The 25,341-nt window shown below is 46.3% G+C and carries 25 protein-coding genes and 1 pseudogene; 8 read left to right on the plus strand and 18 right to left on the minus strand.

Annotated elements, in window-relative coordinates; all coding sequences use genetic code 11:
- Positions 1-5 precede the first annotated feature (5 nt).
- Positions 6-542 carry a hypothetical protein gene (locus MHI06_RS17680; RefSeq protein ID WP_340398622.1) on the minus strand — a complete coding sequence of 179 codons (537 nt, stop codon included), beginning with the start codon at positions 540-542 and terminating at the stop codon, positions 6-8.
- 176 nt (positions 543-718) lie between these two features.
- Between MHI06_RS17680 and MHI06_RS17685 the strand changes: the two genes are divergently transcribed.
- Both MHI06_RS17685 and MHI06_RS17690 read left to right on the plus strand, forming a co-directional pair.
- Positions 719-1,330, plus strand: a complete 612-nt coding sequence (locus MHI06_RS17685; RefSeq protein ID WP_340402143.1) for a spore coat protein — start codon at positions 719-721, stop codon at positions 1,328-1,330.
- 241 nt (positions 1,331-1,571) lie between these two features.
- Positions 1,572-2,525, plus strand: a complete 954-nt coding sequence (locus tag MHI06_RS17690) for a hypothetical protein (RefSeq protein ID WP_340398623.1) — start codon at positions 1,572-1,574, stop codon at positions 2,523-2,525.
- Positions 2,526-2,623: 98 nt separating this feature from the next.
- Here the strand turns inward: MHI06_RS17690 and MHI06_RS17695 are convergent, their stop codons facing one another.
- Both MHI06_RS17695 and MHI06_RS17700 read right to left on the minus strand, forming a co-directional pair.
- Complete coding sequence (locus MHI06_RS17695; protein WP_340398624.1) at positions 2,624-3,559, minus strand: sigma-70 family RNA polymerase sigma factor; 936 nt, start codon at positions 3,557-3,559, stop codon at positions 2,624-2,626.
- Positions 3,560-3,593: 34 nt separating this feature from the next.
- On the minus strand, positions 3,594-4,040 hold the full coding sequence (locus MHI06_RS17700; protein ID WP_340398625.1) for a carboxymuconolactone decarboxylase family protein: 447 nt from the start codon (positions 4,038-4,040) through the stop codon (positions 3,594-3,596).
- Positions 4,041-4,447: 407 nt separating this feature from the next.
- On the opposite strand from MHI06_RS17700, the gene MHI06_RS17705 reads away from it, so the two are divergent.
- Positions 4,448-5,494 carry an aromatic ring-hydroxylating dioxygenase subunit alpha gene (locus MHI06_RS17705; RefSeq protein ID WP_169481129.1) on the plus strand — a complete coding sequence of 349 codons (1,047 nt, stop codon included), beginning with the start codon at positions 4,448-4,450 and terminating at the stop codon, positions 5,492-5,494.
- Positions 5,495-5,592: 98 nt separating this feature from the next.
- Here the strand turns inward: MHI06_RS17705 and MHI06_RS17710 are convergent, their stop codons facing one another.
- From MHI06_RS17710 to MHI06_RS17720, 3 genes are all read right to left on the minus strand, one after another.
- On the minus strand, positions 5,593-6,390 hold the full coding sequence (locus MHI06_RS17710; RefSeq protein ID WP_340398626.1) for a cupin domain-containing protein: 798 nt from the start codon (positions 6,388-6,390) through the stop codon (positions 5,593-5,595).
- A 151-nt stretch (positions 6,391-6,541) separates the two neighbouring features.
- A complete protein-coding gene (locus MHI06_RS17715; RefSeq protein ID WP_340398627.1) occupies positions 6,542-7,591 on the minus strand; it encodes a leucine-rich repeat domain-containing protein in 1,050 nt (349 codons plus the stop codon).
- A gap of 55 nt (positions 7,592-7,646) precedes the next feature.
- A complete protein-coding gene (locus MHI06_RS17720; RefSeq protein WP_340398628.1) occupies positions 7,647-7,841 on the minus strand; it encodes a hypothetical protein in 195 nt (64 codons plus the stop codon).
- Positions 7,842-7,895: 54 nt separating this feature from the next.
- Here MHI06_RS17720 and MHI06_RS17725 point away from each other — a divergent pair, with 54 nt between their 5' ends.
- Positions 7,896-8,045 carry a hypothetical protein gene (locus MHI06_RS17725; protein WP_340398629.1) on the plus strand — a complete coding sequence of 50 codons (150 nt, stop codon included), beginning with the start codon at positions 7,896-7,898 and terminating at the stop codon, positions 8,043-8,045.
- Between the two features lie 98 nt (positions 8,046-8,143).
- On the opposite strand, the gene MHI06_RS17730 is transcribed toward MHI06_RS17725, so the two are convergent.
- Genes MHI06_RS17730 through MHI06_RS17750 form a run of 5 tightly spaced genes read right to left on the minus strand, consistent with a single transcriptional unit; the run spans position 8,144 to position 11,678 of the window.
- Positions 8,144-8,395, minus strand: coding sequence for a hypothetical protein (locus MHI06_RS17730; RefSeq protein ID WP_340402207.1), 252 nt, complete (start codon positions 8,393-8,395; stop codon positions 8,144-8,146).
- A complete protein-coding gene (locus MHI06_RS17735) occupies positions 8,365-9,666 on the minus strand; it encodes a hypothetical protein (protein WP_340398630.1) in 1,302 nt (433 codons plus the stop codon). Before MHI06_RS17735 ends, MHI06_RS17730 begins: the two co-directional genes overlap by 31 nt.
- Positions 9,667-9,687: 21 nt before the next feature.
- On the minus strand, positions 9,688-10,422 hold the full coding sequence (locus MHI06_RS17740) for an SMI1/KNR4 family protein (RefSeq protein WP_340398631.1): 735 nt from the start codon (positions 10,420-10,422) through the stop codon (positions 9,688-9,690).
- Positions 10,423-10,467: 45 nt separating this feature from the next.
- Positions 10,468-11,028 (minus strand): hypothetical protein, encoded by a 561-nt coding sequence (locus MHI06_RS17745; protein ID WP_340398632.1) that lies wholly within the window; start codon positions 11,026-11,028, stop codon positions 10,468-10,470.
- Positions 11,025-11,678 (minus strand): hypothetical protein, encoded by a 654-nt coding sequence (locus MHI06_RS17750; RefSeq protein WP_340398633.1) that lies wholly within the window; start codon positions 11,676-11,678, stop codon positions 11,025-11,027. Before MHI06_RS17750 ends, MHI06_RS17745 begins: the two co-directional genes overlap by 4 nt.
- Positions 11,679-12,192: 514 nt before the next feature.
- Between MHI06_RS17750 and MHI06_RS17755 the strand changes: the two genes are divergently transcribed.
- The 3 genes from MHI06_RS17755 to MHI06_RS17765 all read left to right on the plus strand — a co-directional run bounded on the left by MHI06_RS17755 (position 12,193) and on the right by MHI06_RS17765 (position 14,541).
- Entirely contained in the window at positions 12,193-13,182 is a 990-nt protein-coding gene (locus MHI06_RS17755; RefSeq protein WP_340398634.1) for a multicopper oxidase domain-containing protein, read from the plus strand.
- Positions 13,183-13,238: 56 nt separating this feature from the next.
- Positions 13,239-13,925 (plus strand): Crp/Fnr family transcriptional regulator, encoded by a 687-nt coding sequence (locus MHI06_RS17760; RefSeq protein ID WP_340398635.1) that lies wholly within the window; start codon positions 13,239-13,241, stop codon positions 13,923-13,925.
- Between the two features lie 190 nt (positions 13,926-14,115).
- Entirely contained in the window at positions 14,116-14,541 is a 426-nt protein-coding gene (locus tag MHI06_RS17765; RefSeq protein ID WP_340398636.1) for a YlbF family regulator, read from the plus strand.
- A 187-nt stretch (positions 14,542-14,728) separates the two neighbouring features.
- On the opposite strand, the pseudogene MHI06_RS17770 reads toward MHI06_RS17765, so the two are convergent.
- Both MHI06_RS17770 and MHI06_RS17775 read right to left on the minus strand, forming a co-directional pair.
- Positions 14,729-15,450, minus strand: a pseudogene (locus MHI06_RS17770) (ZIP family metal transporter).
- A 138-nt stretch (positions 15,451-15,588) separates the two neighbouring features.
- Positions 15,589-16,317 carry a YwiC-like family protein gene (locus MHI06_RS17775; protein WP_340398637.1) on the minus strand — a complete coding sequence of 243 codons (729 nt, stop codon included), beginning with the start codon at positions 16,315-16,317 and terminating at the stop codon, positions 15,589-15,591.
- 70 nt (positions 16,318-16,387) lie between these two features.
- Between MHI06_RS17775 and MHI06_RS17780 the strand changes: the two genes are divergently transcribed.
- Complete coding sequence (locus MHI06_RS17780) at positions 16,388-17,089, plus strand: Crp/Fnr family transcriptional regulator (protein WP_076331468.1); 702 nt, start codon at positions 16,388-16,390, stop codon at positions 17,087-17,089.
- A gap of 126 nt (positions 17,090-17,215) precedes the next feature.
- On the opposite strand, the gene MHI06_RS17785 is transcribed toward MHI06_RS17780, so the two are convergent.
- From MHI06_RS17785 to MHI06_RS17805, 5 genes are read right to left on the minus strand one after another with little or no spacing between them, the layout of a single operon-like run.
- Positions 17,216-18,727, minus strand: coding sequence for an MFS transporter (locus tag MHI06_RS17785; protein ID WP_340398638.1), 1,512 nt, complete (start codon positions 18,725-18,727; stop codon positions 17,216-17,218).
- Complete coding sequence (gene narI / locus MHI06_RS17790; RefSeq protein WP_340398639.1) at positions 18,728-19,453, minus strand: respiratory nitrate reductase subunit gamma; 726 nt, start codon at positions 19,451-19,453, stop codon at positions 18,728-18,730.
- The gene (narJ, locus tag MHI06_RS17795; RefSeq protein WP_340398640.1) at positions 19,450-20,142 is read right to left on the minus strand and encodes a nitrate reductase molybdenum cofactor assembly chaperone; all 693 of its coding nucleotides are present in this window, start codon (positions 20,140-20,142) and stop codon (positions 19,450-19,452) included. The genes narI and narJ overlap by 4 nt, the downstream gene beginning before the upstream one ends.
- Positions 20,127-21,596, minus strand: coding sequence for a nitrate reductase subunit beta (gene narH, locus MHI06_RS17800; RefSeq protein WP_124116288.1), 1,470 nt, complete (start codon positions 21,594-21,596; stop codon positions 20,127-20,129). Before narH ends, narJ begins: the two co-directional genes overlap by 16 nt.
- Positions 21,586-25,338 carry a nitrate reductase subunit alpha gene (locus MHI06_RS17805; RefSeq protein WP_340398641.1) on the minus strand — a complete coding sequence of 1,251 codons (3,753 nt, stop codon included), beginning with the start codon at positions 25,336-25,338 and terminating at the stop codon, positions 21,586-21,588. The genes narH and MHI06_RS17805 overlap by 11 nt, the downstream gene beginning before the upstream one ends.
- Between the last annotated feature and the right edge of the window lie 3 nt (positions 25,339-25,341).

Genomic DNA, 25,341 nt, shown 5'->3' on the forward strand with positions numbered 1-25,341 from the left:
TTCAATTAATTGCGAAAATATCGGATGATTTCTTCCTTATTCTTTTCCACACGTAAATTCAATCCTCGCTTATCCTTTAATCCATATTGCTGCAATTCATGCCCCGGATCAAGCACCAACGGTTTAGTCGCCACATCGACCAGCAAATCCATCGTCAGTTGATAGGTTTCCCGTAACTTGTCCATCGGCAGAGAAGATTCATACCGTTTAATCAGCTCAATCAGACGTTCAGCATACACGAGACGAACCATACTGTCCGCACTCTTCAATTGTCTTGAAGCAAATGCTGTAATTGCCTTAATTATACTGGGTTCTGTCCGATGTTTGGCAATCAACGCAAGTTCATCCACCGCATCCCAATTCATGATAGACAGCTCAGAACTTAATTGTTGAATTCGCTCCTCTATCCATTGTTCCTCTAACTCTTGGGGTACGTCCCATCGCTTATAGTCCGCATATACGCCTTCTCGATGCATTTGTATTGCGCTTCCGTAATGTTTGACGAACAAATCCTTTGCTACACCCCAATCGGTCTCTTCCATCTTAACCACCACCATGCCTTTTCCTATTTGTGCTTACGCTTTTACCCCACTCACATGTCATATTACATAAATTTACTACTCTCCAAGCATACTAGGATCATACCATTTACCAAAGGAGAATCAAATTTACAATGAATCCGAATTCGATGCACCCTCAAAATCTAGTACAACCCACTATGAATGCAAATCCAAATGTCACTCCTAACATGAATCATGGCGGCCATGAGATGTTCGATGTGCATGAGATTCTGTCCTCCACTATTAACGTGCTGGATCAATATATGATCTTTCGTACATTTGTGCAGAGCCAGGAACTGATTGGCATTCTGGACCGGCAGTACAATTTCATTTTATCCCAGTACAATCTGACAGCAGAGTGTTTTGCATCCGGACAGAAGCCTCATCAAGAGACGGCAACCTATATGATTCCCAACATCGTTCCGCCGGTATATGGTCTTAAGCCCTCGGCACCGAAGAAACCGAACCAGAGCTTGGCTGATGTAAAGGATGCCGGAATTAGCGGTCATATGCTGGGACTGATCAAGTCACATGCAAGTCTGCTCGGCATGTCGTGCAGCGAGATCACGAATGGCACGGTTCGCCGAGTCATCGCTTCTCAGATCCAACATTTTATCGAGATGGCCTATGAAATTTTCATGTTCCAGAATCAAAACGCCTACTATCAAGTACCTCAACTCACTATAAGTGATACACAACAGATGCTTCAGGCATACATTCCAGCAACCGGAGCACCTCAGATGCCTACCAGCAATAAACCACTTCATTAATTAGAAAATAAAGTCCGATTCCCCAGAACAGTCTCTTCAACCCATTCGGGTTTTAGGGACTTTTTTTTGACTATTTGCAATCATTTTCCTACTGAAGACTCTTGATTCGGTTACCAGAAACTGGTTTAATCAAAGACAAACACGTACATAGTCAACTTATGGATCATACATATACAATTCGGTGAAATGCGGTTATACGAGAATTCAAATGGCTTTTTCTTCATTATGGGAGGTTATACGAATGAGATGGAAGCAACCTGCTAAACTTGGTTTACTGGCTATGGCTCTCGGCTGTACTGCCATTGGCTCAACACTTACGACCTCAACAACACTGGCTGCACCTATCCCTGCTTCCAAAACCGTGTATCATCAATTCCAAACCTATCGAACAGCAGCAGTGAAGTCCACAGAAAGTCTGGTTAAAGCGCGTAAATACCTGATGAATCATATCGATAAAGTCGGCCCTTGGCAGGCCACATTAATGACGCTGCAATTAGAGAACATGCAGAACGTGAAGCTGGCTGATGTGGATTACCAAATGTATACGGAACAGTTTCAACAAGCCATATCTCAAGCCCATGAACAACTTGGTTACGAACAGAAGCTTACATATAGTCGTCTCCTCAAAGAAATTAAAGATCCGACAGCGAAGAAGCTTCTGCAGGAAGCATCTGAACTCGGGTTCAAACTGGAAACCAGTGAAGGCTTGTATTACCCCATCATCAATTATGAGATATACCAAAAGTTCAAACCCTTTGTCCAGGCAGACATTGGCGCGTACATTGAAATTATGGCTACCGAGTCCAATCAAATGACGACTTCAGATGGTGGCATTATCATCTCCTGGGACGAATTAATTCAGCGTACATTGAAGAAAGAAGCCTTTTTGAATAACTTCCCGAATTCCAATCGTACAACCAAAATAAAACAGTGGTTATTTGTGGATTATCTGTTTTACGGAAGTGACAATACGCCTGCTTACGACTGGTACACTGACGAAGAAATCCGCACCATGGACCCTGAAGTGAAAAAAGCTTACGAGAAAGCGTTGGCTACGCGGGAGCCCGAAACGAAGAGTATTCTTCTCGATACCATGGAAAAGATTTTGCTGGTTCTCAATCAGAACAATGATGAGCTTACACCTGAAGTCCGAGCAATCATTGAACCTGTTCAACAACAATTTGCCCGTGAATAATCGGATAGTGAATAGCAGAATGTGAATGCAAAAAAGCGGCAATCCTCATGACAGAGGTTGTCGCTTTTAAGTTTATATATCATGTCCTTAAACTTTAATCAAAGAGTTGAAGTGTCTATCGATGTAAGTTTGTTCGGATTGACGACGAGATAAGCTCCCTCAATCCGCTCACCGGAAGGGTCCAACTCTATACAGAGTACCTCGGACAACTGCCCTTCTTTCATCAACGCGAGTTGAAGCTCGCCATTGATCCACATGGGCACCCATTCTCTATCACGCAATCGAGTAAGGACTCGTCGTGAGGTCAGGAGGGCAAGCACGCCTTTGTGAACGTTCATCGTTCTCATAACGGTATGCACAACGCCACCGCCATCTGCTGTAAATACAGGATGATCCGCCAGTAACTCGAGCATGGTAGAGACGTCATAACGAAGGAAAGCCGTTGTAAAACGGCTCAGCAATTCACCTTTGGCTATCAAATCCGCATCACTCTGCTCGATCGGCGGAAGTCTTTCGGGCAGATTTCGTCTGGCGCGGCTAAAGATTTGGCGGCAGTTACTCTCCGTTTTGCCCAGCCAATCCGCTATTTCGGAATAATCATATCGGAACGCTTCACGAAGGACAAACACTGCCCGTTCCATGGGCGATAGACGCTCCAACATGATCAGATAGGCGTAGGAGATCAGTTCTTTTTTCTCCATCGTTTCCTCTGGCATGTTCTCCTCTTCACTGTCACCCATCGGCTCTGGCAGCCACTCACCAACATAACTTTCCCGCTGGTTGCGGGCGGAATTTAGCAGATTCAAGCTTCGGTTCACAACCAGTCTGGCGATGTAGGACTTGGGATTACGAATATCCTGAGCAGACGTACTCTGAATCCCAGCAAAGCAATCCTGCACAATATCTTCAGCTTCTACCACACTGCCCAGCATGCGGTAAGCTATTGAAAATGCATATTTTTTATAACGAATATACAGCTCACCAACATCCAGAGAAGACAATTCTGGCTCATTAGCGTGGATATTAGAATTCATGAGAACGGCCTCCTCTGGCATGGTGCGTGTAGTTTTAGTTAAAGCAACCCGGATACATTCCAGTTGTAATCGCAATCCGGTTCCAGTTATTAATCGTGTTAATGGCCAAGATCAGATCCACCAGTTCGGATTCACTGAAGTGCTCACGAACCTTATCGTACAATGCAAGTGGTACGCCCTGCTCCAAGATTTTAGTCACCGCTTCAGCCAGTTCCAGCATAACACGTTCTTGATCCGTGAAGAAAGCCACCTCACGCCACACACTTAACAAGAGAATATGATCCGCATAATCTCCCAGTTTCATCAGATCTTTGGCATGCATATCGAGACAAAAGGCACAGCCATTGATCTGGGACACGCGGATTTTCAACAACTCGTATAACACTTTATTCTCAAATTGCCCGGATATATATTGCTCCATCGCCATCATCGCTTTAAAAGCACCTGGACTCACTGCTCTGTAGTTCGTTCTTAAATTCATTTCTCATTCGCCTCCGTCATTTGGTCTACATACTGAAGACAAACGACCGTAGGGATCTGTGACATTCTTTGCGAAAATCTTTTTATGTCCATAAGAATGGTTGCTCAACTAACGAATATTCACATTGCAATTCTAAACAGTAAACCTCCATAAAGCCATCAATGAGTAAAAGAAATAACATACTGAATGTCTGTCCTCTTTCTATAAAATTAACATATGACGTAAGAAAAATCCGGATTTTTCCGTATCCATGTACGGTTTTTACTGAGCTGTTTGTGATTTCAACCAAAAGTAGGTTGGGAATATTGATACATTGACCAAAAGAGTAGTAACATACGGCTAATCAAGTTAACTTTTCTAACATTAAAAAGAGAATCGTTTATTCATATCAGCAAGGAGTGTTTCATATGATAACTTCCAACGCAAACCGTAATGTGACATCCGAATTACCTAGGGGCTGTACATTCACCGCTGAAGACTGGCATGTATTATCCCAATATTGGTACCCGGTAGCCCAAGCAACCGAAGTAACAGACAAACCCCTGGCTGCTCAATTACTCGATGTGAAGCTGGTTCTTTATCGCAGTAATGATCAGGTTGTGGTAGCCAAAGATCTTTGTTTTCACCGCGGGGCTCCACTTAGCAAAGGTTGGGTAGAAAATGGTGAGATTGTCTGCCCGTATCACGGTTTCCGTTATAATTGTGAAGGAAAATGTACCGCCGTGCCTGCGCACCCAAGCTCCAAAATCTCACCTAAGCTCAAACTCATCGTGTATCCGGCAGTCGAACGTTATGGCTTAATATGGACCACACTGGCGGGAACGGAAGAACAAATTCCAACCTTTCCTGGATGGGATGATCCGGATTATATCAATATTTTAATACCCAACTTTGATATTGCTGGTTCGTCTGGACGACAAATGGAAGGATTCCTGGATGTATCCCATTTTGCCTATGTGCATACGGAAACATTTGGTGACCGAAACAACACAGAAGTCCCCCAGTACAAAGTGAAACGCGAGGGAAATGAGTTGCTGGCCGAGTATTGGAGTACAGTCAGCAATTATGGCAAAGGGCAAGATCTTGTTGCACCTGAAGGTTTCCAATGGTTGCGAGAGTTTCGGGTGTTCCCACCCTTTGCGGCTTCTCTGACGGTACATTTCCCAGGAGACGACAAGCTGAATATTCTGAATTGTGCTTCGCCAATGTCTGCTCGGTACACACGTCTATTCTGTCCAATTACACGCAACTTTGACAAAGATGCTCCCATTGAAGATACGATCAAGTTCAACTTGCAGGTATTCGAAGAAGATCGCGAGATGGTCGAGTCACAGAAACCGGAGGATCTGCCCCTTGATCTGCATGCCGAGGCCCATATTCCCGCGGACCGTACTTCAATTGCCTATCGTCAATTATTAACGGAAATTGGTTTGGGACGAAATTACACATCGTAAAAAATAAAAAAGAAGCGTTCCGTTGCGGACGCTTCTTTTTCTATACCTAATTTAATTGAAGTACCTATGTGTATTAGATAAACCTCGCCTCATAAACGTCATCTTTCCTCTTGATTAGTCGTATTCAAAGGAAGTTCTCTATAATATGGGCAACCTGGTTCGTGGATAATACGCGGGTCAACCCAAGTGCCCCAGTACGGAAGGCGGTTTACATAAGGTTGGATGTTAGGCTGTGTATTTGGCTGCATGTTTGGTTGTACATTGGGTTGTGTGTTTGGTTGCATGTTTGGCTGTACATTAGGCATTACGTAAGGCTGATGATTGACATTCGGAGCACTGTTAGAGGCAGGAGCAGTTGAAGGCTGGCAATCTATCGGCGGGCCAATAATCACTGTTTTTTGGATGGGAGCCAGTGCTTCTTGAACTTTTTTCTCGTCCAGACAGTACGTATAAGCCAGAAGTTTTGCAGGTGTAAGACGCAAAATATCTGAGCCAAATATCGCTTCAGGCACAGGAGCATCAAAGATTGCAAGTAAGTGCGTATGATCGACAGTAGCCACTTCATAGTGCCACCAGCCTTGAGGTACATTAGCTACTTGCCCTGGTGTAATCGGGAAATGAAGCAACTCGTTCGTGAACGGATTAATGAGTGACACGACTGCCGCACCGCTGATGCAGTATACCAGTTCGGTTGCATTCTGATGAATATGAGGTTCAACCACATTGCCTGTGCTGAGGAAAATATCCAGTAAAGAAGTATTGCCGAGTGTGTTTAACTGGTTGATGGAAAGAGAATTAATGTAGTTGTCCTCATCCTTCTTGAATAACGGGTTATTGCTTAAATCATAAGTAAATTGGGTGGTTGGTAAAGTGTAATCCATGGTTGAGGTTGCCAAAATAAAACGCCTGCCCTTCGCTCTCGGTTTAGGTCATAACCTATATGCCAGCTTATGCCCAGTGCCCAGATGCGTGAGCCCATTTCCGCTATGTTTGCGGAGCATGACAAATATCCCTGACTCGGACATCCCGAGCAGGGCTCATTTGATATTAAGATTCTTCCTCGCCCAAGATGTGCTCCCAACTAATTCCTAATGGAGTACTGTTCAGATTCACATCCAGAAGCCAGGTCATTCGATTCACCATGTCCGGCATTTCCTCAATTAAACCATTAGTTACACTCAAATAACGTAGCTTCTTCAGTTGCTCCAGTTCAGGCGGAAGCTCACGAATGCCCGAGTATCCTATATCCAGAGTCACCAGTTCGCTCAATTCACCAATCTCGGCTGGAATATGTTTCAGACCAAGATCCGACTTTTCCTTTGGCTTCCATCCGGTAGGAACATGATAAGAACTACCGCAATAAATTCTAAGCTCTCGAAGTTGTTTCAATTTTCCAATGTCTTGGTGAATACCTTCTAAATCCGCCGTCATAATCTCCAATTCTTCCAACGTTGTCAGTTCAAAAAGAGCTGGAGGAAGCGTATAAACATCCTGCTCAAAAATCGTCAAGCGGCTCAAGTGCTGTAGTTCCCGAATCCGTTCGGGAATCTCTTTCAAGTAATGTGAACTAATATTCAGCACATCCGTCTGATGCCTGATTGCATCGTCCAGTAAGCGATGAATGTCCTGATGTCGATCTAATCTAAAGAACAACCCAGTGATTCGCTCCATTAGCTCAATTGCTTCTTCTTGTGTAATGTGCATGCCATACATATTCTCATGAGCAACAGTATAGAAGTGATCACTCCCGTCCTCTTTTAGAAAACAAAGATCATCCGGCATTGACGGATATAACCAGTCACGAAAGCGAGAAGCTTCCTCCTTAAGAACCTGCCCTGATTCCGGCGTGCAACGGTATATGTAATAGATTCCCTCTGAGTACATGGCGCCACTTTTCATCATCATTTCTTCCATCGTACTGTTTTCAATCAGATACGGCTCAAGTCTCTGTAACACTTTGGCAACTTTTTCAGGTGTAGCTTCTTCAGCATACTTTCTGTCAACTAGCATAAAACGATCCGTCTTTTCGATCAATTCGTCAATCAACAGTTCATAGGCAGTTCCTCTTGGATCGGTGTGAAAAGCTACGGCTACCATAGGTTCCCCCTCATTACTCTATATTCTTTAATCTTCAATCTGCTGTATCATCTGATTAAACTGTGGCATAGGCTGATATCATCAATCCAGTTATTGGAGGCTTGTTACATGGCATACGGCCCTGGTTCAGTGTCATCCCCGCAACCTGCGGGTTATCCTTACCCTTATTACCCACCACCTCCGCCACCCCCACCGTATCCTTACCCTTATCCTTATCCATACCCGCCCATTGTTCCTTTCCCACTGCCATTTCCGATCGGCGGTCCTTGGTGGCATGGTGGTTATCCCGGAGGTGGTTACCCAGGTGGGCACCATGGTCCTTTCCCAGGAGGTGGCTATCCCGGCGGACCTCACGGAGGTGGACACGGAGGACCTCCAGGCGGAGGATTTCACGGACATCGTTTCTTTCAGTGGTAATCGAGACTTATTCAAAGTACTGGTTCAGATCAGATAAAGGAGCTGCTTCGGCAGCTTCTTTGTTATTGAAGGAATTGTATTATTGTTTGGTCTCTCGGAGCTCTTGATCCTGTATTCTCTCATCTAACAAGTGATTCAGCCATGTGAGTAATTCCCCATAGACATGCTATGACTTCCCGATCCAGTGAAGGCCGTGCAAGTTCTGGTACGTCCACGAAAAGGCCACAGACTGCCAATAAAATCATTCTCCATCTTGGGATGACTCAGATCATCATAGAAGAAGGAGTGACATTTTAATAAAATTACAGCCTCTTCACGTTCCATTCCTTCACCCCTTTGCAGGTTGTAATACGAACTCACCATCGCAGAGGTTCTTCTCCACGCCACAACACATACCGCTCCAACTCACGAAGAGTGCCTGTCCCGATCCCGTACTCGTCCATTTCTTTGGAACGAAGATCGAGCCCATGCAGCATGCCACCATAGGTACCGACTGCCAGCTTGGACTGCTCTGGCGATACGGCGAGAGAATAGATCGTACTGCCCACAAAATGACGCCATACTTCTTTACCCTCGCCATTCACGCAGTACAAATAACCATATGCATCCCCAAGCACCATGCCCGCTTCTAATTCCACTGCTGCATACACTCGTGCATTCTCATCCATGACCGGCCAATCTTCCTTCGTTTCGTTGCCTGCGATTGATTCCAGCGGAACCTGTATCGTTACCCCGTTATAGAAATGACATGCGTTAAACCAGACGTTCTGGTTATCACTTGTGAATGCCGCATAATGAGGATAGCTCGATTCCGGATATAGGGAGTATGTCTTGCTCAGCTGACGGTCCATCACCATATGATTGCTCCCTTGGCTGCCATAGGCAATCCATCGACCATCACGTGATACAGCTGCATGTCCCATATCTATCTGTGTATCCTCTAGCTCATACTCTTCGATCTCTGCCAGATCGGGATGAAGCAAGGTCACTTGATCTTGCGTTACCAGATATATCCCGTATCGTGAATGTATAAGTAGTGCACTGCCTTCATCCATAGGTATAAGTCCCTCAAGTGTCCGTTCGGGATGCTCACAGTCCGCAAGTGATTCAATCCGAGGTAATGCCGACTGTATCCGGGCTTGAATATCTTCCCATCGATATGTCGCTATCTCCTGTCCTTCCAACTTGCGATCTGGCTGACGAATGACACGAATCCCATCCGGTCCTGCAAGCGCAAAGTCAAGTCCATCCGATGAGCAACCTGCAAAAGTATATGGAGAGATCAACTGCCATCCGTGCTGATCCATCGTATATATATGACTATTCTCCGTGAAAATCCCCGTATTACATACAATCGTTTCCTCGTTCAGATAACCTACAACTTTGACCGCTTGCATGGAACCCTGAAACGCCTCGTTCAATGGCCACGTCGCTGCGGGCAGCTCACGTCGAAGCACCTCCACGTCACCATGGAGATTGGCCTGTCTCACCATCTGGAATACTTCAGTACTCAAGCCGCTTCTGGAGTCTCCCTCCAGCTCGGATTCATCCGGTTGCTCTCCCTCCATACTTCTCCGTACAAATGCATTGACATCCCTTGCATAACGCTTGCCTTCATTGCGCCATTGTTCCGCGATGTCTTCTTTTAACCAACTCATAAGTTTCCCTCCACTCCAGCCCTATTCATATGCCGTACAATGATGTGCTTGCAAAAACAGACTGATTTCGTTATCCGTCGCCTCCTCCGCACCATTCTTTTCTTCATAGAACAGGGCAACTTCTCTTCCAGTCGCATAGTTAAACCGTAAGTATCCGCCCATCGATACCATAAACAGCTTGCACATGTACTCATTCTCCAACACAGAATCCCACTTAAATTCTGTTTTGCACTTGTTGGCCAGTTCCTTCATGGAGATTCCCTGTTCCGTCCCTGTAAAATGGTAAAACGTATGCTTCCGCAGCTCATTCCACGGTTCATAGTATAGTGGCGATATCGGTTTATCCTGACGGTAGTACCCGCAATAGATCCGGTCCAGTGTTTCGCCAAATTCAGCCTCCAGGCAAGTCCACAAGGTAATATGCTCATCATGACGCGGTAGCCACAACAGCCCCTCTACTTCTGGATGAACAGCAAGGAAATCTCCATCCACAGAACTGCCGATCGTAATGCATTGTTCAAGTTGATGCTGACTTATTGGCGAATCGTCCGTATGTATCCAAAAATCATATTCAACAAAAGGCTTCAGCACTTCCGGGTCCGGTCTCTGCACATTCATCCAACCCGTGTATGTTCCTTCTCCGTAATGTTCAATCCAGGTAAGGTATGACGAAGGTAGCGAGATGGCATATTGCTGTTCAAATTGATTCAGTTCCTCTGCTGGAACCGGTTTAAGTGCACGGGATACCATATACATTTGTCGACATCTCCCATCTCAGTTTGGTTCATTCGTTTTCAGAATCTAAGCAAGTTCTTCCTGTACAATTTCAGTCCATACCCCTTTACGATTCAGAATGCGAATGGCAAAGGCATCATATCCATCACGTTTGACCTGATCAAAATGCATGCGTTCTCCCGTAATCAGTTCATATGCACCATTTCCATCTACATCTTCGCCAAACTCTTCATCCCAAGGCACATTGTAGTAAGCCGTCAACTCTACTTCAAATATGTCCTCTCCTTCAACATCCAGGTAAGGACGAAGGGGTCTGTCATGTAACGCTTCTTCCAAATAGGTCTCACATAACATGGCATCATATCCGTGCTTTGCGGTATCAATGAGCAGATAGCGCTCACCCGTGACCGTATGCTCCGCATATACAAGAAGCGGTGTCGAATCATGCCAGGTAATCAGATCATCTTCCATCAAGTCACCATAATAATAAATATGGAATTTATCATGACCATCACTCATTTGAAGTTTGCCTTTCCACTCTACTCCATCTGACTCTATGTCCTCTATCTTACTTGTTAATCCTTCCAGATAAACGGGTCCGTGTTGCACACCATGCTCATTCATCATCTCGCCTCCGATTTGTTCATTCGAATAGTAACTACTTTGTGTTCCTCATCCACCGTCAGCTTCACATCGATGTTTAGCTTGTCGCGAAATAACGCCGTTATATTGATATAAGGATCGCGAACAGCCTCACCGCCACCACCATTAGTAGAACGGCTCATTCCCTGATGAATAATGGATTCTACCAGCTGTTTATCTCCCTTGCCGGTGTTATTGTAGGTGTAGATCACCTGCCCATTCTGATCATACAGATTCAAAACCATTGTGAAATCAGTGGCGTTCTCATACTGTCTCTCGGTCTGCACATAGTTGTGATCTGTGCGTTGATAGTTTACCGTACCAGCCAGATACGGATTGTCTCCGCCAGGCTTCACATCATACTCCTGGTAGGCCAGATTAAACAGGTATTGGATATGATTCATATCAATCCGGTAATAGAGCTGACGGTTATCTTCCTCTTTGTCCATCGCTGCAAAACTGTTAATAAGCGGCCAGGCTTCATAGGACTTCCCATTAACATCAACAGCGAGAGCATAGTCAGATAATACTGTCTCTTTTTGAAATACACCGAATGCCTGTAAAATAAAATAAGACGGAATCATCAACACACCAAGAATGACTGCAAAAATAGTCAGTTTTACACGTAGTTTCATATCTTCTCTCCTTGCGGCTTTAACTCTTCATCTTCACAGGGTCTTTTCCAGCACGAATTTTGGAAAAACACATTCGGTAGTCGGCTTGGCATGTAATTCAACCTGATTAATGGAACTACAATGCGGACATTCCACATGCGTAGACGGTGAGACGTCTTCTTCTCGTCTGTGACCTCCACGTTAAACCAACGTTCACCTATTGCACAATAACATTCGAAACACTTCCATCCCAGTTGACCAATCCGTTGTTCAATCGAAGCGTGCCCACACACAGCATGAAAATACTCAACATTTACCAATCGATCTCTCTAAAATTATATGAAACTCCGTTCCTCAACACAAGAATTGAAGGCAGTTTGTTGGAAATGCTTCTAATACGACATACCCAAGTGTGTGCCTCATCACACCCGTACTTGCCTCAATAACGTAATCTATAACTAAATAACTACTGGAATGAAAGAATACCTGCTTTTTAGATTGTGAAAAACATCACTTGAGTAAAGGTTGTGTACCTATGTTTTCCTTAATGAATGTATATAAATGGTCACTCGTATTCGCCATATTTACAGCAACTCTCTCTCACTGTAGTACAACCGATACGGTTAAACCTGTTCACCACGATGAAGTCTCCTCCACTGCGGTAAGTCAACCCCCGGTGGACCCTATCATTCGCAGAGAAGGTACTACGGTATATATTGAAATGACGGCCCAAGTTACAGATGTCGAAATCTCCGAAGGTGTGATGTATAACGCTTGGACGTTTAATGGCACCGTTCCCGGACCCGTCCTACGAGTGACAGAGGGAGATACCCTGGTGTTCACATTAAAAAATAAAGATTCCAGCTTGCCTCACTCTATGGATTTTCACGCTGTACATGCTGCTCCAAGCAGCAAATTTATTGATGTTATGCCAGGTGAGGAAGGTACGTTCACCTATCCAACCTCCTCACCCGGCGTATTCATGTATCACTGTGGAACCAAACCAGTCCTTGCCCATATCGCGAACGGTATGTACGGCATGATTATTGTTGAACCCAAGGCAGGATACCCTTCCGATCACTTGGTTGATCGTGAGTATACCCTTGTTCAGAGTGAATGGTATAAAGAGCATGATTACGAAGCTTTTTTGAACGGTGAACCGGATTATGTCGTATTTAACGGTAATGATTATGGATTAGTAAAACATCCCCTGTTAGCCAAAGTAGGAGATACGGTACGGATCTATGTCAGTAATGCCGGACCCAATGAAGTCTCATCCTTCCACGTTGTGGGTACCATTATGGACCGTGTGTATACCGATGGGAATCCACGCAACATCCAGTATGGAATACAGACGGTTATGCTTCCCGCAAGTGGTGGAGCTGTCGTAGAGTTCACGGTGACCGAAGAAGGCGATTATGCGATTGTAACCCATCAGTTCAACCATGTAGCCAAAGGCGCTGCCGCTGTTCTGCGTGTGACCAAGGATGGTACTGATCATGGCGGACCCGCGATGTCTCACTGAGACATGACAATAGATAATGGCTATACCTATCCTGAACAATTCGAGGTGATTGAACGATGATCTGTACACACGAAGCGAAGGATGCCTGTTTCTCCAAAGTATCTCTGTTCCAGCATCTTGATCCATCCGAGGCTGCCTTGCTGACCTCCCTTTTGCATACCCGCAAATATAACAAAGGCGAAGTTGTCGTCCAGGAGGGAGAACGCTCAGATACGCTTTATGTGGTTCATCAGGGATGTTTGAAGTTATCCAAATACAATGAAAATGGCAAGGAACATATTATCCGGTTTCTGTTTCCCGGAGATTTCTTCGGACAAGATTCCCTGTTACACCAAAAACCACATGCTGCGAACGCCGAAGTTCTGGAGCCTTCGGCCATCTGCTCTATCAGCAAGCATGACTTTGACCAGTTACTGGAACATGATCCGAAGCTTGCTTATCATTTCCTGCTTGCCATTTCTAATCTGCTCCGTGAAACAGATGAATGGAATAGCTCGCTCAGTGCGATGACAACGGAACAGAAGATTGCCAAGTTGCTATTGTATTTTCATACCCGAAATCATGCAAAGCATGAGATTCGCTTGCCTGTTTTCAAAAAAGATATGGCTCTGCTGCTCGGGATCACACCCGAAACACTTAGTCGCAAACTTGCCATGATGCAAACCCAGGGACTGCTTCAGGTTACAGGGAACTGTATCCTTATTCTGCAATTGGAGCAGCTTAGGGAAATGGTTCCGTTCTGAACTAAAGATTATTTGCACTAACACCGCGAGGGCAGAATAACCTTCCCATCACTGTTAACGTGTGAATGATCAGTTCAGCTTATATAGCTTTGGGACAAGTATTATATTTCACATTGGATGTGAGTATCATCACAGTGCCGCCTAGCGTTACAGTATACAGTTAAGAAAAGATCTTCAGGAGGTTTATGCGATGAATACGGTTGTTAAATTGGACAAACAGATCATTATGCACAAAATGCAGGAGCTCTGTTCACTGCTGCTACAGGATGAAGGCTACAAAGAGATGCGGGACATGATTAATCAGTTTGCTGCAGATGAGCAGGCTACGACTCAGTATGAGAAATTTATGGAGAAACATCAGGCACTGGAAGAAAAGGAACGGCAGAATATTGAGTTGCTTGCTTCTGAAATTCAGGTATATGAAGAGGAAGAACGCGCACTCTATGATCATCCCCTCATTCGCCGGTTCATCTATGCACAACGGGAATTCAGCCAGCTACATCAGCAGATCAGTCACTATTTCACGAAATCCGTGGAATTGAATCGCCTGCCCGAGGCGAATGAACTAGGTAAGGAAGCTTGCGGGTGCGGAGGAAGCTGTTCCGGCAACCATTAATATCATCCTTTTGGTTAAATAATCAAAAAGAGTATCCGATCAGAAATCACACTGTTCGGATACTCTTTTTATATAAATTCAACTAATATTTACACAAAAACGGAGAGGACAAAAATAAGCTGAAGAAGCGAAGTGTGCGCCTTAAAGCTTTCTGAAAGAAAGCTGCATCGGAAGCTTATTCTGTCATCTACAGATCCAACAACAGCGATACGAGCAATCCCATGGATGCAATCAAACCCACAATTGGACCACCCTCTTCAAAGGCTTCCGGCATCATCGTCGAGCAGATCATGGCAATGATTCCACCACCTGCAAATGCACCAATCGCCGCACCCATCTCCTCTGGAAGTTGTTCCAGAAACAGATATCCACCCAACGCGGCAAGCGCGGAGATCAACAGTACACTCAGCCACATTAATATGATTTTGCCACGACTGTACTTGCCCTGTAGTCCAACCGTACTGGACAGACCTTCAGGAATGTTGCTGACAAAGATCGATACCACCAGCACCACACTCACGCCGTTGCCGGCCAGCAAGCTGGCTCCAAGCATGATGGATTCCGGAATAGCATCCATTACCGTACCTGCAAAGATCCCGAGCCCGCTTTGATTCGAGTCTCCTGACTTTGCCGAACGTTTACGCCCTGCCCCTCCCTTTGCAGAAACAAGCAGGTCAAACAGCGTATACACGACGGCACCCGCCGTAAATCCAATGGCTGTAGGTATTATCCCTCCATCATTCAGCGCATCTCCGAGAAGTTCAAAGGTCGCTGCACCGATTAATGTTCCTGTCCCAAAAGCCATAATCCAGCCAATGACTCGTTTGGGAATCTTCAGAAACAAGGCTGCAAGTGCGCCTATGACAACCGCTGAGGAGAGATGCCGCCCCACATGAATGCAGTCCACATCTGGGCCGACCCCTCTCTTGTTCGATCATGTTCTATCATTCCATTAACCTTGGCAGAGCAATCAAAAACAATCCTGTGACGTTGTGATCTATATCACCTGTTGTGTTCAAAAATCACGCTATGATGAAATGATGCGGATTACAACAGAATAGACCAGAGCAGGAACTGCACGGCTCCAATAATTTCAATAATCCCGACCTTCATAGGGCGCAGTGTTCTGCCTGCATATATGAAGCTACGCACAGCGGAGTAGACATACGCCAAAGACATCCAAGGATATCCGATCACGATCGGTATGAGAATTAGAAGGATATGTACCAGACGAGTTAGCATCAGCCAACGCTTATTCGTCCGCTCTCGAAAGACCGATTTCACAAAGAACGTACTTCCTGTAAAATGTAAGAAAGAAAACAAAACTACGATTGCCATTCTATAGTCCCAGTGGCCACTTCCAATGAGATAAGCAGCCGCTCCCCCTAGAGAGAACATCAGCATGGCACACAGATCATTGGTAAGCGAGCGTTCTACTTTGTGTCTTACATGCCAGATGTTCACGAGCAACAGTCCGCCCAGAACCGGACCAAAGAATAGTAGTGAGGTCTGACCCAGAACGGGTGGGATTAGACAGATTAGAGCCACTGTACCGTAGATTGCAGCCCACTTGTATAAGCGATGTCGATTAGCATTTCTTTTCAAAGACTGCAGTAACGGATACGCGGTTAGATATAGTCCAAGCCAGGCTACAAATAATGGCACATGCAGCCAGTGCGGCCCACTTGCAATCATACCTACCAGAAAAGGTACACTAACCATGGCCCAGCCGCCATGTTCATGAGGGATAACGATTGTATGCGTATTGGTTTTCACTTCACAGTTAACCTCCTAGGATTGAATAATATCGTTTTTAGAAATATGAACACAGAGAGGAAAGATTCTCATGAGCAGGGTCAACAAAGATACAGCAGCGGAGTTTCTACAACAGTTCCCCATCTTCCAGGACCTTAGCCCCGAGGAATTAAAGCAGGTCGAAGATATCGCCATTTCCAGAAGTATTCACAAGAAAACGGTCATTTTTAGCGAAGGTAGCGAAAAAGAAGCTGTTTTTTTCATTCGTACCGGCATTGTAAAAGCTTATAAAACGGATGAAAATGGACATGAACAGATTGTCTCTTTCCTCAAAACAGGAGATATGTTCCCACACACCGGCTTTTTTAACGCACACCCCTACCCGGCTACCGCTGAAGCGATTACGCCTACCGAACTACTGGCCATACCTGTCAGATTGTTCGAACGATTAATGCTGAGTACTCCATCGATTGCAATCAAAATTATGCGTGTACTCGGAGACAAAATACGTGAACTACAGGACAAATTGCAGGTGCTCTCTGGTCAGGATGTACGCAACCGTGTGCTCTCCTTCCTTCTCATGCTCGCAGAGCAGCACGGGCAGACGCATGGAGATCAAATTGTCATCAACCTGCCCATGACACATCAGGAGTTCGCCAATTCCATCGGAACTACAAGGGAAACAGCGAACCGGCTTCTAAACCAGCTTACGAAAGAGCATTTGCTCGAAGTGGATCGTAGCCGGATTATCATTCTTGATTTACAAGCATTGAAGCAACAAAGGGATGCTTAACCACCCAGCTCCACTGCTGGTTTCCCCCCACGCCCCTTAAACCAATCTCTGTGTGCAAAAAGAGACCTTAACGCCTGCAATCGATGTTAAGGTCTCTTGCTGTATGCACAATTACCGACACATGTATCAGGCTATTGTGAGCTCCGGCCTGCCCATGTCACTGAACATGCCCGCATAATATTTGACTTCGCCGGCTTCATTACGGATCGCTGTAATACTCAGCCATTCCTGATAGACTTCTCCGTTTTTCTTCCGATTCCAGATCTCGCCCTGCCAATATCCTTTCTCACGTAATTCCAACCATAATTGGTCATAGAAACGTTTATCTTGCTTGCCGGATTTCAGCAGACTTGGCTTCTGTCCAACCGCCTCTTCAGCGCTATAACCAGTGACTGCAGTGAAGGCCGGGTTCACGGAAGTAATAACACTGTTCGTATCCGTGATCAGAATCGCTTCAATAGTATTCTCCAGAATGCTGGCAGATAACTGAAGCTTCTCTTGGTAGAACATCCAGATCACAAGTACCAGGCTGACCAGCGCGATCTGTGACAAAGCCATGAAACCAATGGCGTAATGTCCCGTCATGCTGTACAACAAAGTCAACATCAACGGAGGGAAGAATCCGCCCAGACCACCCATAGCCGAGATCATCCCATTCGCTACACCTGGTTGTTTGACGAAATACATTGGCACTAATTTGAAAATAGTTCCGTTACCTGTTCCTGCGCATAAGGCCACAGTCAGGCACCCAATGGTGTAGATATAGAATGACGGCGCGAATGATAATACAATTGCAGCAATCGTTAATCCGCCGAAGACAAACATTAATATTTTGAAGGGATTAAATCGATCTCCAAGCCAGCCTCCAATAGGTCGCATGATGGTAGCAACGAGAATGAATCCCGCTGTACGAATACCTGCATCGACTTTGTCCATCTGGAAGTGACTGACTAAGAAATTTGGCAAATATACCGTAAATGCCACGAAAGAACCAAATGTCAGAAAATAGAACAAGCAGAGCAACCATAGTTTATTGTTGCTTGATATGGCCTTCAGTTGCTGCATAAGCGGAACATTAACACGTGTTTCCTTTTTGTCCCCCAGAACAAAATTCAGCGCTGCCATTCCTAGTAGCAGAATACTGTAGAGCAGAACCGTCGTAGACCATCCCATACGATCAGCAATCAGCGGGGCTCCGAATGCAGACAGTGCTGTCCCCAGGTTACCAATTCCGTAGATCCCGTTAACAAACCCATGTCGCTCTTTCGGATAATATTTGGGCAATGAAGTTACACCGACGGAGAAGACAGCCCCCCCAATACCGAGGAACAGTCCACCAATCACCAGATCACTGAACGATGTCGCACGGCTAATCCACCATACAGGAGCCAGCAACAGGACAAAGCTAATCATAAAAATATTACGTGCTCCATATCGATTCGTCCAATAACCAATTGGAATACGGGCAATCGATCCAATCAATACGGGAATTGCTGTCGCCCATGCGAGCTGGGAAGATGTAAGCGCAATATCCTCTTTAATAAATGGCATCAGAGATGACAGAATAACCCATACCATGAAACCAAGAACCAGACTTGCGGTTTGCAAGGGCAGTTGAACCTTTCCTTTATGTTGCATTTACATCGCCCTTTCCTTTTTTTGTTCCTGATTCGGATACACAGCTCCATCTCTTCTGCGATACAACACATAACTGCGTTTCAGATAACCCAGTGGCATACTTAGCATGTGAACCAGACGAGTAAATGGAAATACGCAGTACAGTACAAAGGTAAGCAGAATGTGTACTTTGAAGTTCAGCGGTACCGTCTGCATCAGAACCGGATCAGGCTGGAATACGATCAGACCGCGCAACCAAGGATTAATTGTTGTTCGATAGTCGAAACCTGTGTGATTCACCGCATTGGCCGAGGTCGCCAGTATGCCGGTGACAATGACAATGGTCAACATGGCAAGGGCCAACCAATCCCCGATGCTGCTCGTTGCCCGGACCCTGCGAGAAACATAACGGCGAACCAGCAGAATGACTGCACCTGCAAATGCAATGATCCCCGCAGGCAATCCTCCTGCGATAGCCATCAAGTGATATCCTTCATCACTCAGGCCGATCCAGCGATAGAACTCCACCGGAACAAGCAAACCGGCAATATGTCCGCAGATTACGGCGAATATTCCAATATGAAAGAGTAAACTGCCCCATTTCAACATGCGTTTCTCCAACATCTCACTGGACTTGGACGTCCAACTGAAGGGATTCGTCACATATCTCCAGATCGTTGCTGTAATACAGAAAACAATGACCATATAGGGAAGAGCGCCCCATAACAACAGTTCCAGTGTACTCACCGATTCCCCCTCCTCATCTGAGCCGCGATCTGCATGAGATCTTCAGGTTGTTGGTTAGCTGCTTCTTCTTGTTTGGGTACATCAGGAGCTGGGGGCTCAGGAATTACTTGTAACATCAGAACGAGCAATGGTCCATATGGGCTGTTCTGTCCGGTAATGCTTTCGGTCATTGTGACCAGAGCCTTATGGCAACTGGAGAGCACCCCCAGGGCATCTTCCTCGGGAGCCTCAGCTACAAATTCAAGCACCATAGGCAGATAATCCGGCAACTCACTTACTTCCATATAAAATCCCGCAGCTTCATATCTGCGTTTCAATTCAATCAGAGCCGGGCCCCGATCCCGTTCATCTCCATGAAGAGCATACGTGAGATAGAGGTTACACTTTTTATCAAAATCGAATGTTCGAACATAGGAATCCTGCCACTCAATCGAGCTAACAGCCTGTGCCTCATCTACAAATGTCAGCAAGATCTGGTTCACCGTCTCATCGGAAATGGACTGTATAGCTTCTTTCACTCCCTGCAGCCCTTCTCTCCACGCTGTATCGGGATATTGCAACAGATAGGAGATCAGTTTACAGACCATTCTTCTCGTATTCGTATCGTAAACCAGAGCCTGACCTGTTCCTTCATTGGGTTCGATCGTCATCGTTGTCGTTGTCTCCTCTCCCATCAGAATACTCCGCAAGAACCTGGACCACCTGCAAAATCAAGTCCGCAGCTGCCCTGTTCACTGAAGAGATCTTCCACTTCCTCACGGTGAGCTGGCGGGATGACAAAACGGTCATTGTATTTTGCAATAGCGAGCAGTCGGTACATGTCCTCCACTTCCTGAGCATCCATGCCTACTCTTTCCAGTAATTCCGATTCACTGGTCTTACCCGTCTGCTGGTTACGCATGTGAATGCGCATAACTGCCATTTTCCGTAGTACTTCACGGATTCGATCTGTATCTCCTGCCGTAAGCAGATTGGCCAAATATTCCACTGGAATACGCATGTTATCAATCGCCGGGAAAATATCATTGGCCTCCAGCGAACTTCCCTGTCCCTCTACCCGATTGGTAATCGGGCTAAGCGGTGGAATATACCATACCATTGGCATGGTGCGGTATTCTGGGTGAAGCGGGAGCGCAATTTTCCAGTCGATAACCATTTTATAAATAGGGGACTGCTGCGCTGCAATAATCCAATCCTCTGGAATTCCGGCCTCGCGCGCTTCGCGAATCACCTCAGGGTCATTCGGATCAAGGAAAATATCCATCTGGGATTCATAGAGATCCTGATCATTTTCAACGGAAGCAGCGGCTTCAACACGGTCTGCATCATACAGCATCAGGCCGATATAACGGATACGTCCCACACAAGTTTCGGAACAGATCGTTGGCAGACCTGCTTCAATCCGAGGGAAACAAAGGGTACATTTCTCCGCCTTGTTCGTCTGCCAGTTGAAATAGACTTTTTTGTAAGGGCAGCTCGATACACAGAATCTCCATGCGCGGCATGCATTTTGGTCAACCAGGACAATCCCGTCTTCTTCCCGTTTGTACATTGCTCCGGAAGGGCAGGAGGACACACAGGCCGGATTGAGACAGTGTTCACAGATTCGTGGCAAGTACATCATAAATACCTGTTCAAAATCCATTTTGATCGAGTCCTCGACACCCTTCATATTGGGATCTTCCATCCCGGTTACATGGGCACCTGCCAGATCATCTTCCCAGTTCGGCCCCCACTCCAGATTCATATACTCACCGGTAATCTGGGATTTCGGTCTTGCTACAGGCTGATGTTTTTTCTCTGGACTGTTCGTCAGTTTCTCATACTCGTATGTCCATGGCTCGTAATAATCGTCAATGGTAGGCTGATCCGGGTTATGGAAAATGTTAAGCAAGCGTCTTGCCCGTGTGCCGGACTTCAATTCCAGTTTGCCATTCTTCATCTCCCAGCCACCGCGATAACGCTCCTGGTCCTCCCATTGTTTTGGATAACCGACCCCTGGCTTGGTCTCCACATTGTTCCAGTACATATATTCTGCACCTGGACGATTAGTCCAGGTGTTTTTGCACGTTACACTACATGTATGGCACCCTATGCATTTGTCCAGATTCATGACCATACTGACTTGTGCTTTAATCTTCAAGCCAATCCACCTCCTGCAGTTTTCTTATGATGACGTTGAGGTCACGCTGGTTGCCTGTCGGGCCGTAGTAGTTGAAGCCATAACTTAACTGGGCATAACCACCGATCATATGTGTTGGCTTCACATGAATACGTGTCGGACTGTTATGCGTACCCCCACGTGTCTGTGATATTTTGGTACCCGGGACGTTAATGTGACGGTCCTGAGCATGATACATGAATGCCATGCCGCGAGGAATACGGTGTGTTACTACGGCTCTGGCAACGACTACCCCGTTACGGTTGAAACATTCGATCCAGTCGTTGTCGACCAGTCCGGCTTCTTCTGCATCTTCGTAGTTCATCCAGATTGTCGGGCCACCTCGGAACAACGTCAGCATCGGCAGCGCATCATAGTACATACTGTGGATCGACCACTTGTTATGCGGTGTCAGGTAATTCAGGACAATTTCTTTGCCACCTTCGATCGGACGTTTGCTGTTCGGATGGAACGGCGTATGCTTCAGCACAGGTTTAAATGTCGCTAATGTCTCTCCGAATTCGCGGAGCATCGCATGATCAATATAGAACTGCTGTCTGCCCGTCAATGTACGCCATGGAATCAGGCGCTCCACATTGGTGGTGAATGGCGAGTATCGACGTCCGCCTTTTTCCGATCCGCTGAATGCAGGTGAAGTTATAACCGTTTTCGGTTTGGAAGTGATCTCGTCAAATGTAAAACATTCCTCAGACCGTTCCTCAGCCAAATCTTTCAGATGCAGTGCCGTTTTCTGTTCCAGCGCTTCCCACGCACGTACAGCCATCTTGCCGTTCGTTGTACTAGACAAGGTCAGAATTGCCTCCGCAACATTGCGGTCGGTGCTCAGATCCGGACATCCTTGTCCAACGCCATCTTTACGATTCACGCCCAGAATACCCTTGAGTTTTTCATACTCTTCACTGGCAGACCAGGATATGCCTTTGGTACCGATTGGTTTATCCTTCACCACAGGTCCTAGACTGATCATTTTGTTATATACGGCACCATAATCACGTTCCACGACCTGAATATGCGGCATCGTTTTCCCCGGGATCGCTTCACATTCTCCCGCGCTCCAGTCTTTGATCTCTCCGTACGGTTGAGCAAGCTCATCCGGTGAATCATGCAAGAGCGGTGTAGCAATAATCTCCTTCTGCGGCCCATCGAATTGCTGCGCAGCCATCTCGGAGAATACACGTGCAATTTCCTTGAAGGTATCCCAGTCGGAACGGGATTCCCACTGCGCGGCTACCGCCGGATTGAATGGATGAACGAACGGATGCATATCCGTACTGCTCAGATCGCTTTTCTCATACCAGGTCGCTGCTGGCAGCACAATATCGGAATACATCGCTGTTCCTGCCATGCGGAAATCCATGTTGATCATCAGGTCAAGCTTGCCTTCCGGTGCTTCATCCACCCACTCCACATGCTCTGGGCGCAGTCCATGATCGTCATCGTTCAGCAATCCGTTCGTTGCACCGAGCAAATGTTTCAGGAAATACTCATGCCCTTTGCCGGAACTTGAGATCAGATTCGCTCTCCAGACAAATAGTACACGCGGGAAGTTCGCCGGATCATCCGGTTGCTCGATCGAGAACTTCAGATTTTTGTTCTGTAGCTCGGAAGCAACATAAGCGCCAATCTCTTCCTTCGTCGTTGCTCCGGCCTGTAATGCATCCTGATGCAGATCAATCGAGTTACGATTGAATTGTGGATAGGATGGAAGCCAGCCCATACGCGCAGCCATCACATTATAATCAGCCACATGCTGGAACCGCGGTTCACCTTCAAGCGCCGAAGTCAACTCTCCGACTTGGGTCTCCTCGTATCTCCATTGATCTGTTGCAAAGTAGAAGAAGGAGGTTCCGTTCTGCAGACGTGCAGGTCCGGTCCAGTCACGAGCAAAGGCAATCGTCTGCCAGCCTTCAGCCGGACGCAATTTTTCTTGACCGACATAATGGGCCCAGCCTCCACCATTCACACCCTGACAACCTGTCATCAGAATTAAGTTAATAATGGCGCGATAGATGACGTCGGAGTTGTACCAGTGATTAATACCGGCTCCCATGATGATCATGGAACGACCTTTGGTATCGATCGCATTCTGTGCGAACTCACGTGCAATCTGTAGGACAGTCTCTTGGTCCACACCAGTGATTTTCTCTTGCCACTCTGGAGTGAATGGTTTTACCTGTGGTGCATGCAAGATGTCATCTCCATGGTTAACACGTACACTCAACTGTTCCACACCAGTGACTACTTCTGCTGAATCCGCTGAACGCGTCATTTCACGTTCAATTCCGTATTTGGCAAGTACCAGATCGTATACGGCTGTTACTGTAATCCATTTGTCTCCTAACCATATCTGTCGTACAGGAATCTGCCGCTCCATGACATGTTTTCCCTCATCATCAAAGTACGGAAGTTGAATCGTTACAAGATCATGATGGACGCCGAGCATGGATAGTCTTGGATCAATCGGCTCACCGTTCTCCACCTGTTCCATTTTGAGATTCCATGTGCCTTCTTCACCCCAACGGAAGCCCAAACTTCCTTTTGGCATCGCATAGGTTCCACTGTTTTCATCGTAAACGAGCGTTTTCCAAGCCATGTTATTGCCTGTGATGCCCAGATCTTCCCCAACGAGAAATCTGCCTGCTGTGTGTACGCCATCCTTTTCTTCCACGATCAGCAGATTTGGAAAGTCCGTATACTGTTTGGCATATTGCATGAAATAGTCCGTAGGTTTTTCAATATAAAACTCTTTTAGAATGACATGGCCCATAGCCATCGCCAGAGCGCCGTCCGTTCCTTGTTTTACTGACATCCACGTATCTGCGAATTTCACATACTCCGCATAATCCGGGCTGATCGACACCACTTTCGTTCCCCGATAACGTGCCTCAGCCAAGAAGTGGGCATCCGGTGTCCGCGTCATTGGCAGATTGGAGCCCCATACCAGAATATATCCCGAATTGTACCAGTCGCTGCTCTCCGGCACATCCGTTTGATCGCCCCAGATCTGAGGTGAAGCCGGTGGGAGATCGGCATACCAGTCGTAAAAACTAAGCAATGGTGATCCCATCAGAGATAAGAAGCGTGATCCTGCTGCATAACTGACCATCGACATGGCAGGAATCGGAGAGAAACCAATAATCCGGTCCGGCCCGTATTCTTTGATCGTATGAATCAGCGAAGCGGCGATAATCTGTGTCACTTCACCCCATGACGCGCGAATTAATCCCCCTTTACCACGGACCGATTTGTATCTTTTCACTTTGGCCGGATCATCCGCAATGCTGGACCATGCTTGAATTGGGTCACCATGCGTCTGAAGCGCATCACGCCACATGTCCAGCAATGCACCACGTACGTAAGGATGTTTGACACGCAGCGGGCTGTACAGATACCATGAAAAACTCGCTCCGCGTGGACATCCACGGGGTTCAAATTCCGGCATATCCGGTCCGGTTGAAGGATAGTCGGTAGCCTGCGTTTCCCAAGTGACAATGCCGTCTTTCACATAGATCTGCCAGCTGCATGATCCTGTACAATTGACGCCGTGTGTGGAACGCACCACTTTGTCATGCTGCCAGCGGCGGCGGTAGACATCTTCCCAATCCCGGTTGACCGGGGACATTTCACTCCAGCCCTCCGCACTTTTTTCACGTTTAGCAAAATACTTGAGTTTGCCCATCCAGGGCATGCTTTTGTTACTCATTGT

The organism is Paenibacillus sp. FSL H8-0079 (assembly GCF_037991315.1).
GTDB lineage: Bacteria > Bacillota > Bacilli > Paenibacillales > Paenibacillaceae > Paenibacillus.

Bases quoted from the DNA above. Each gene is read 5' to 3' on its own strand.
- MHI06_RS17785 (WP_340398638.1), bottom strand. From the start codon at position 18,727: ATGCAACATAAAGGAAAGGTTCAACTGCCCTTGCAAACCGCAAGTCTG.
- MHI06_RS17705 (WP_169481129.1), top strand. From the start codon at position 4,448: ATGATAACTTCCAACGCAAACCGTAATGTGACATCCGAATTACCTAGG.
- MHI06_RS17690 (WP_340398623.1), top strand. From the start codon at position 1,572: ATGAGATGGAAGCAACCTGCTAAACTTGGTTTACTGGCTATGGCTCTC.
- MHI06_RS17735 (WP_340398630.1), bottom strand. From the start codon at position 9,666: ATGAGTTGGTTAAAAGAAGACATCGCGGAACAATGGCGCAATGAAGGC.
- MHI06_RS17765 (WP_340398636.1), top strand. From the start codon at position 14,116: ATGAATACGGTTGTTAAATTGGACAAACAGATCATTATGCACAAAATG.
- MHI06_RS17715 (WP_340398627.1), bottom strand. From the start codon at position 7,591: ATGGTAGCCGTAGCTTTTCACACCGATCCAAGAGGAACTGCCTATGAA.
- MHI06_RS17720 (WP_340398628.1), bottom strand. From the start codon at position 7,841: ATGGCAGTGGGAAAGGAACAATGGGCGGGTATGGATAAGGATAAGGGT.
- MHI06_RS17745 (WP_340398632.1), bottom strand. From the start codon at position 11,028: ATGATGAATGAGCATGGTGTGCAACACGGACCCGTTTATCTGGAAGGA.
- MHI06_RS17755 (WP_340398634.1), top strand. From the start codon at position 12,193: ATGTTTTCCTTAATGAATGTATATAAATGGTCACTCGTATTCGCCATA.
- MHI06_RS17700 (WP_340398625.1), bottom strand. From the start codon at position 4,040: ATGAATTTAAGAACGAACTACAGAGCAGTGAGTCCAGGTGCTTTTAAA.
- MHI06_RS17680 (WP_340398622.1), bottom strand. From the start codon at position 542: ATGGAAGAGACCGATTGGGGTGTAGCAAAGGATTTGTTCGTCAAACAT.
- MHI06_RS17780 (WP_076331468.1), top strand. From the start codon at position 16,388: ATGAGCAGGGTCAACAAAGATACAGCAGCGGAGTTTCTACAACAGTTC.
- MHI06_RS17695 (WP_340398624.1), bottom strand. From the start codon at position 3,559: ATGAATTCTAATATCCACGCTAATGAGCCAGAATTGTCTTCTCTGGAT.
- MHI06_RS17805 (WP_340398641.1), bottom strand. From the start codon at position 25,338: ATGAGTAACAAAAGCATGCCCTGGATGGGCAAACTCAAGTATTTTGCT.
- MHI06_RS17750 (WP_340398633.1), bottom strand. From the start codon at position 11,678: ATGAAACTACGTGTAAAACTGACTATTTTTGCAGTCATTCTTGGTGTG.
- MHI06_RS17685 (WP_340402143.1), top strand. From the start codon at position 719: ATGAATGCAAATCCAAATGTCACTCCTAACATGAATCATGGCGGCCAT.
- MHI06_RS17740 (WP_340398631.1), bottom strand. From the start codon at position 10,422: ATGTATATGGTATCCCGTGCACTTAAACCGGTTCCAGCAGAGGAACTG.
- MHI06_RS17760 (WP_340398635.1), top strand. From the start codon at position 13,239: ATGATCTGTACACACGAAGCGAAGGATGCCTGTTTCTCCAAAGTATCT.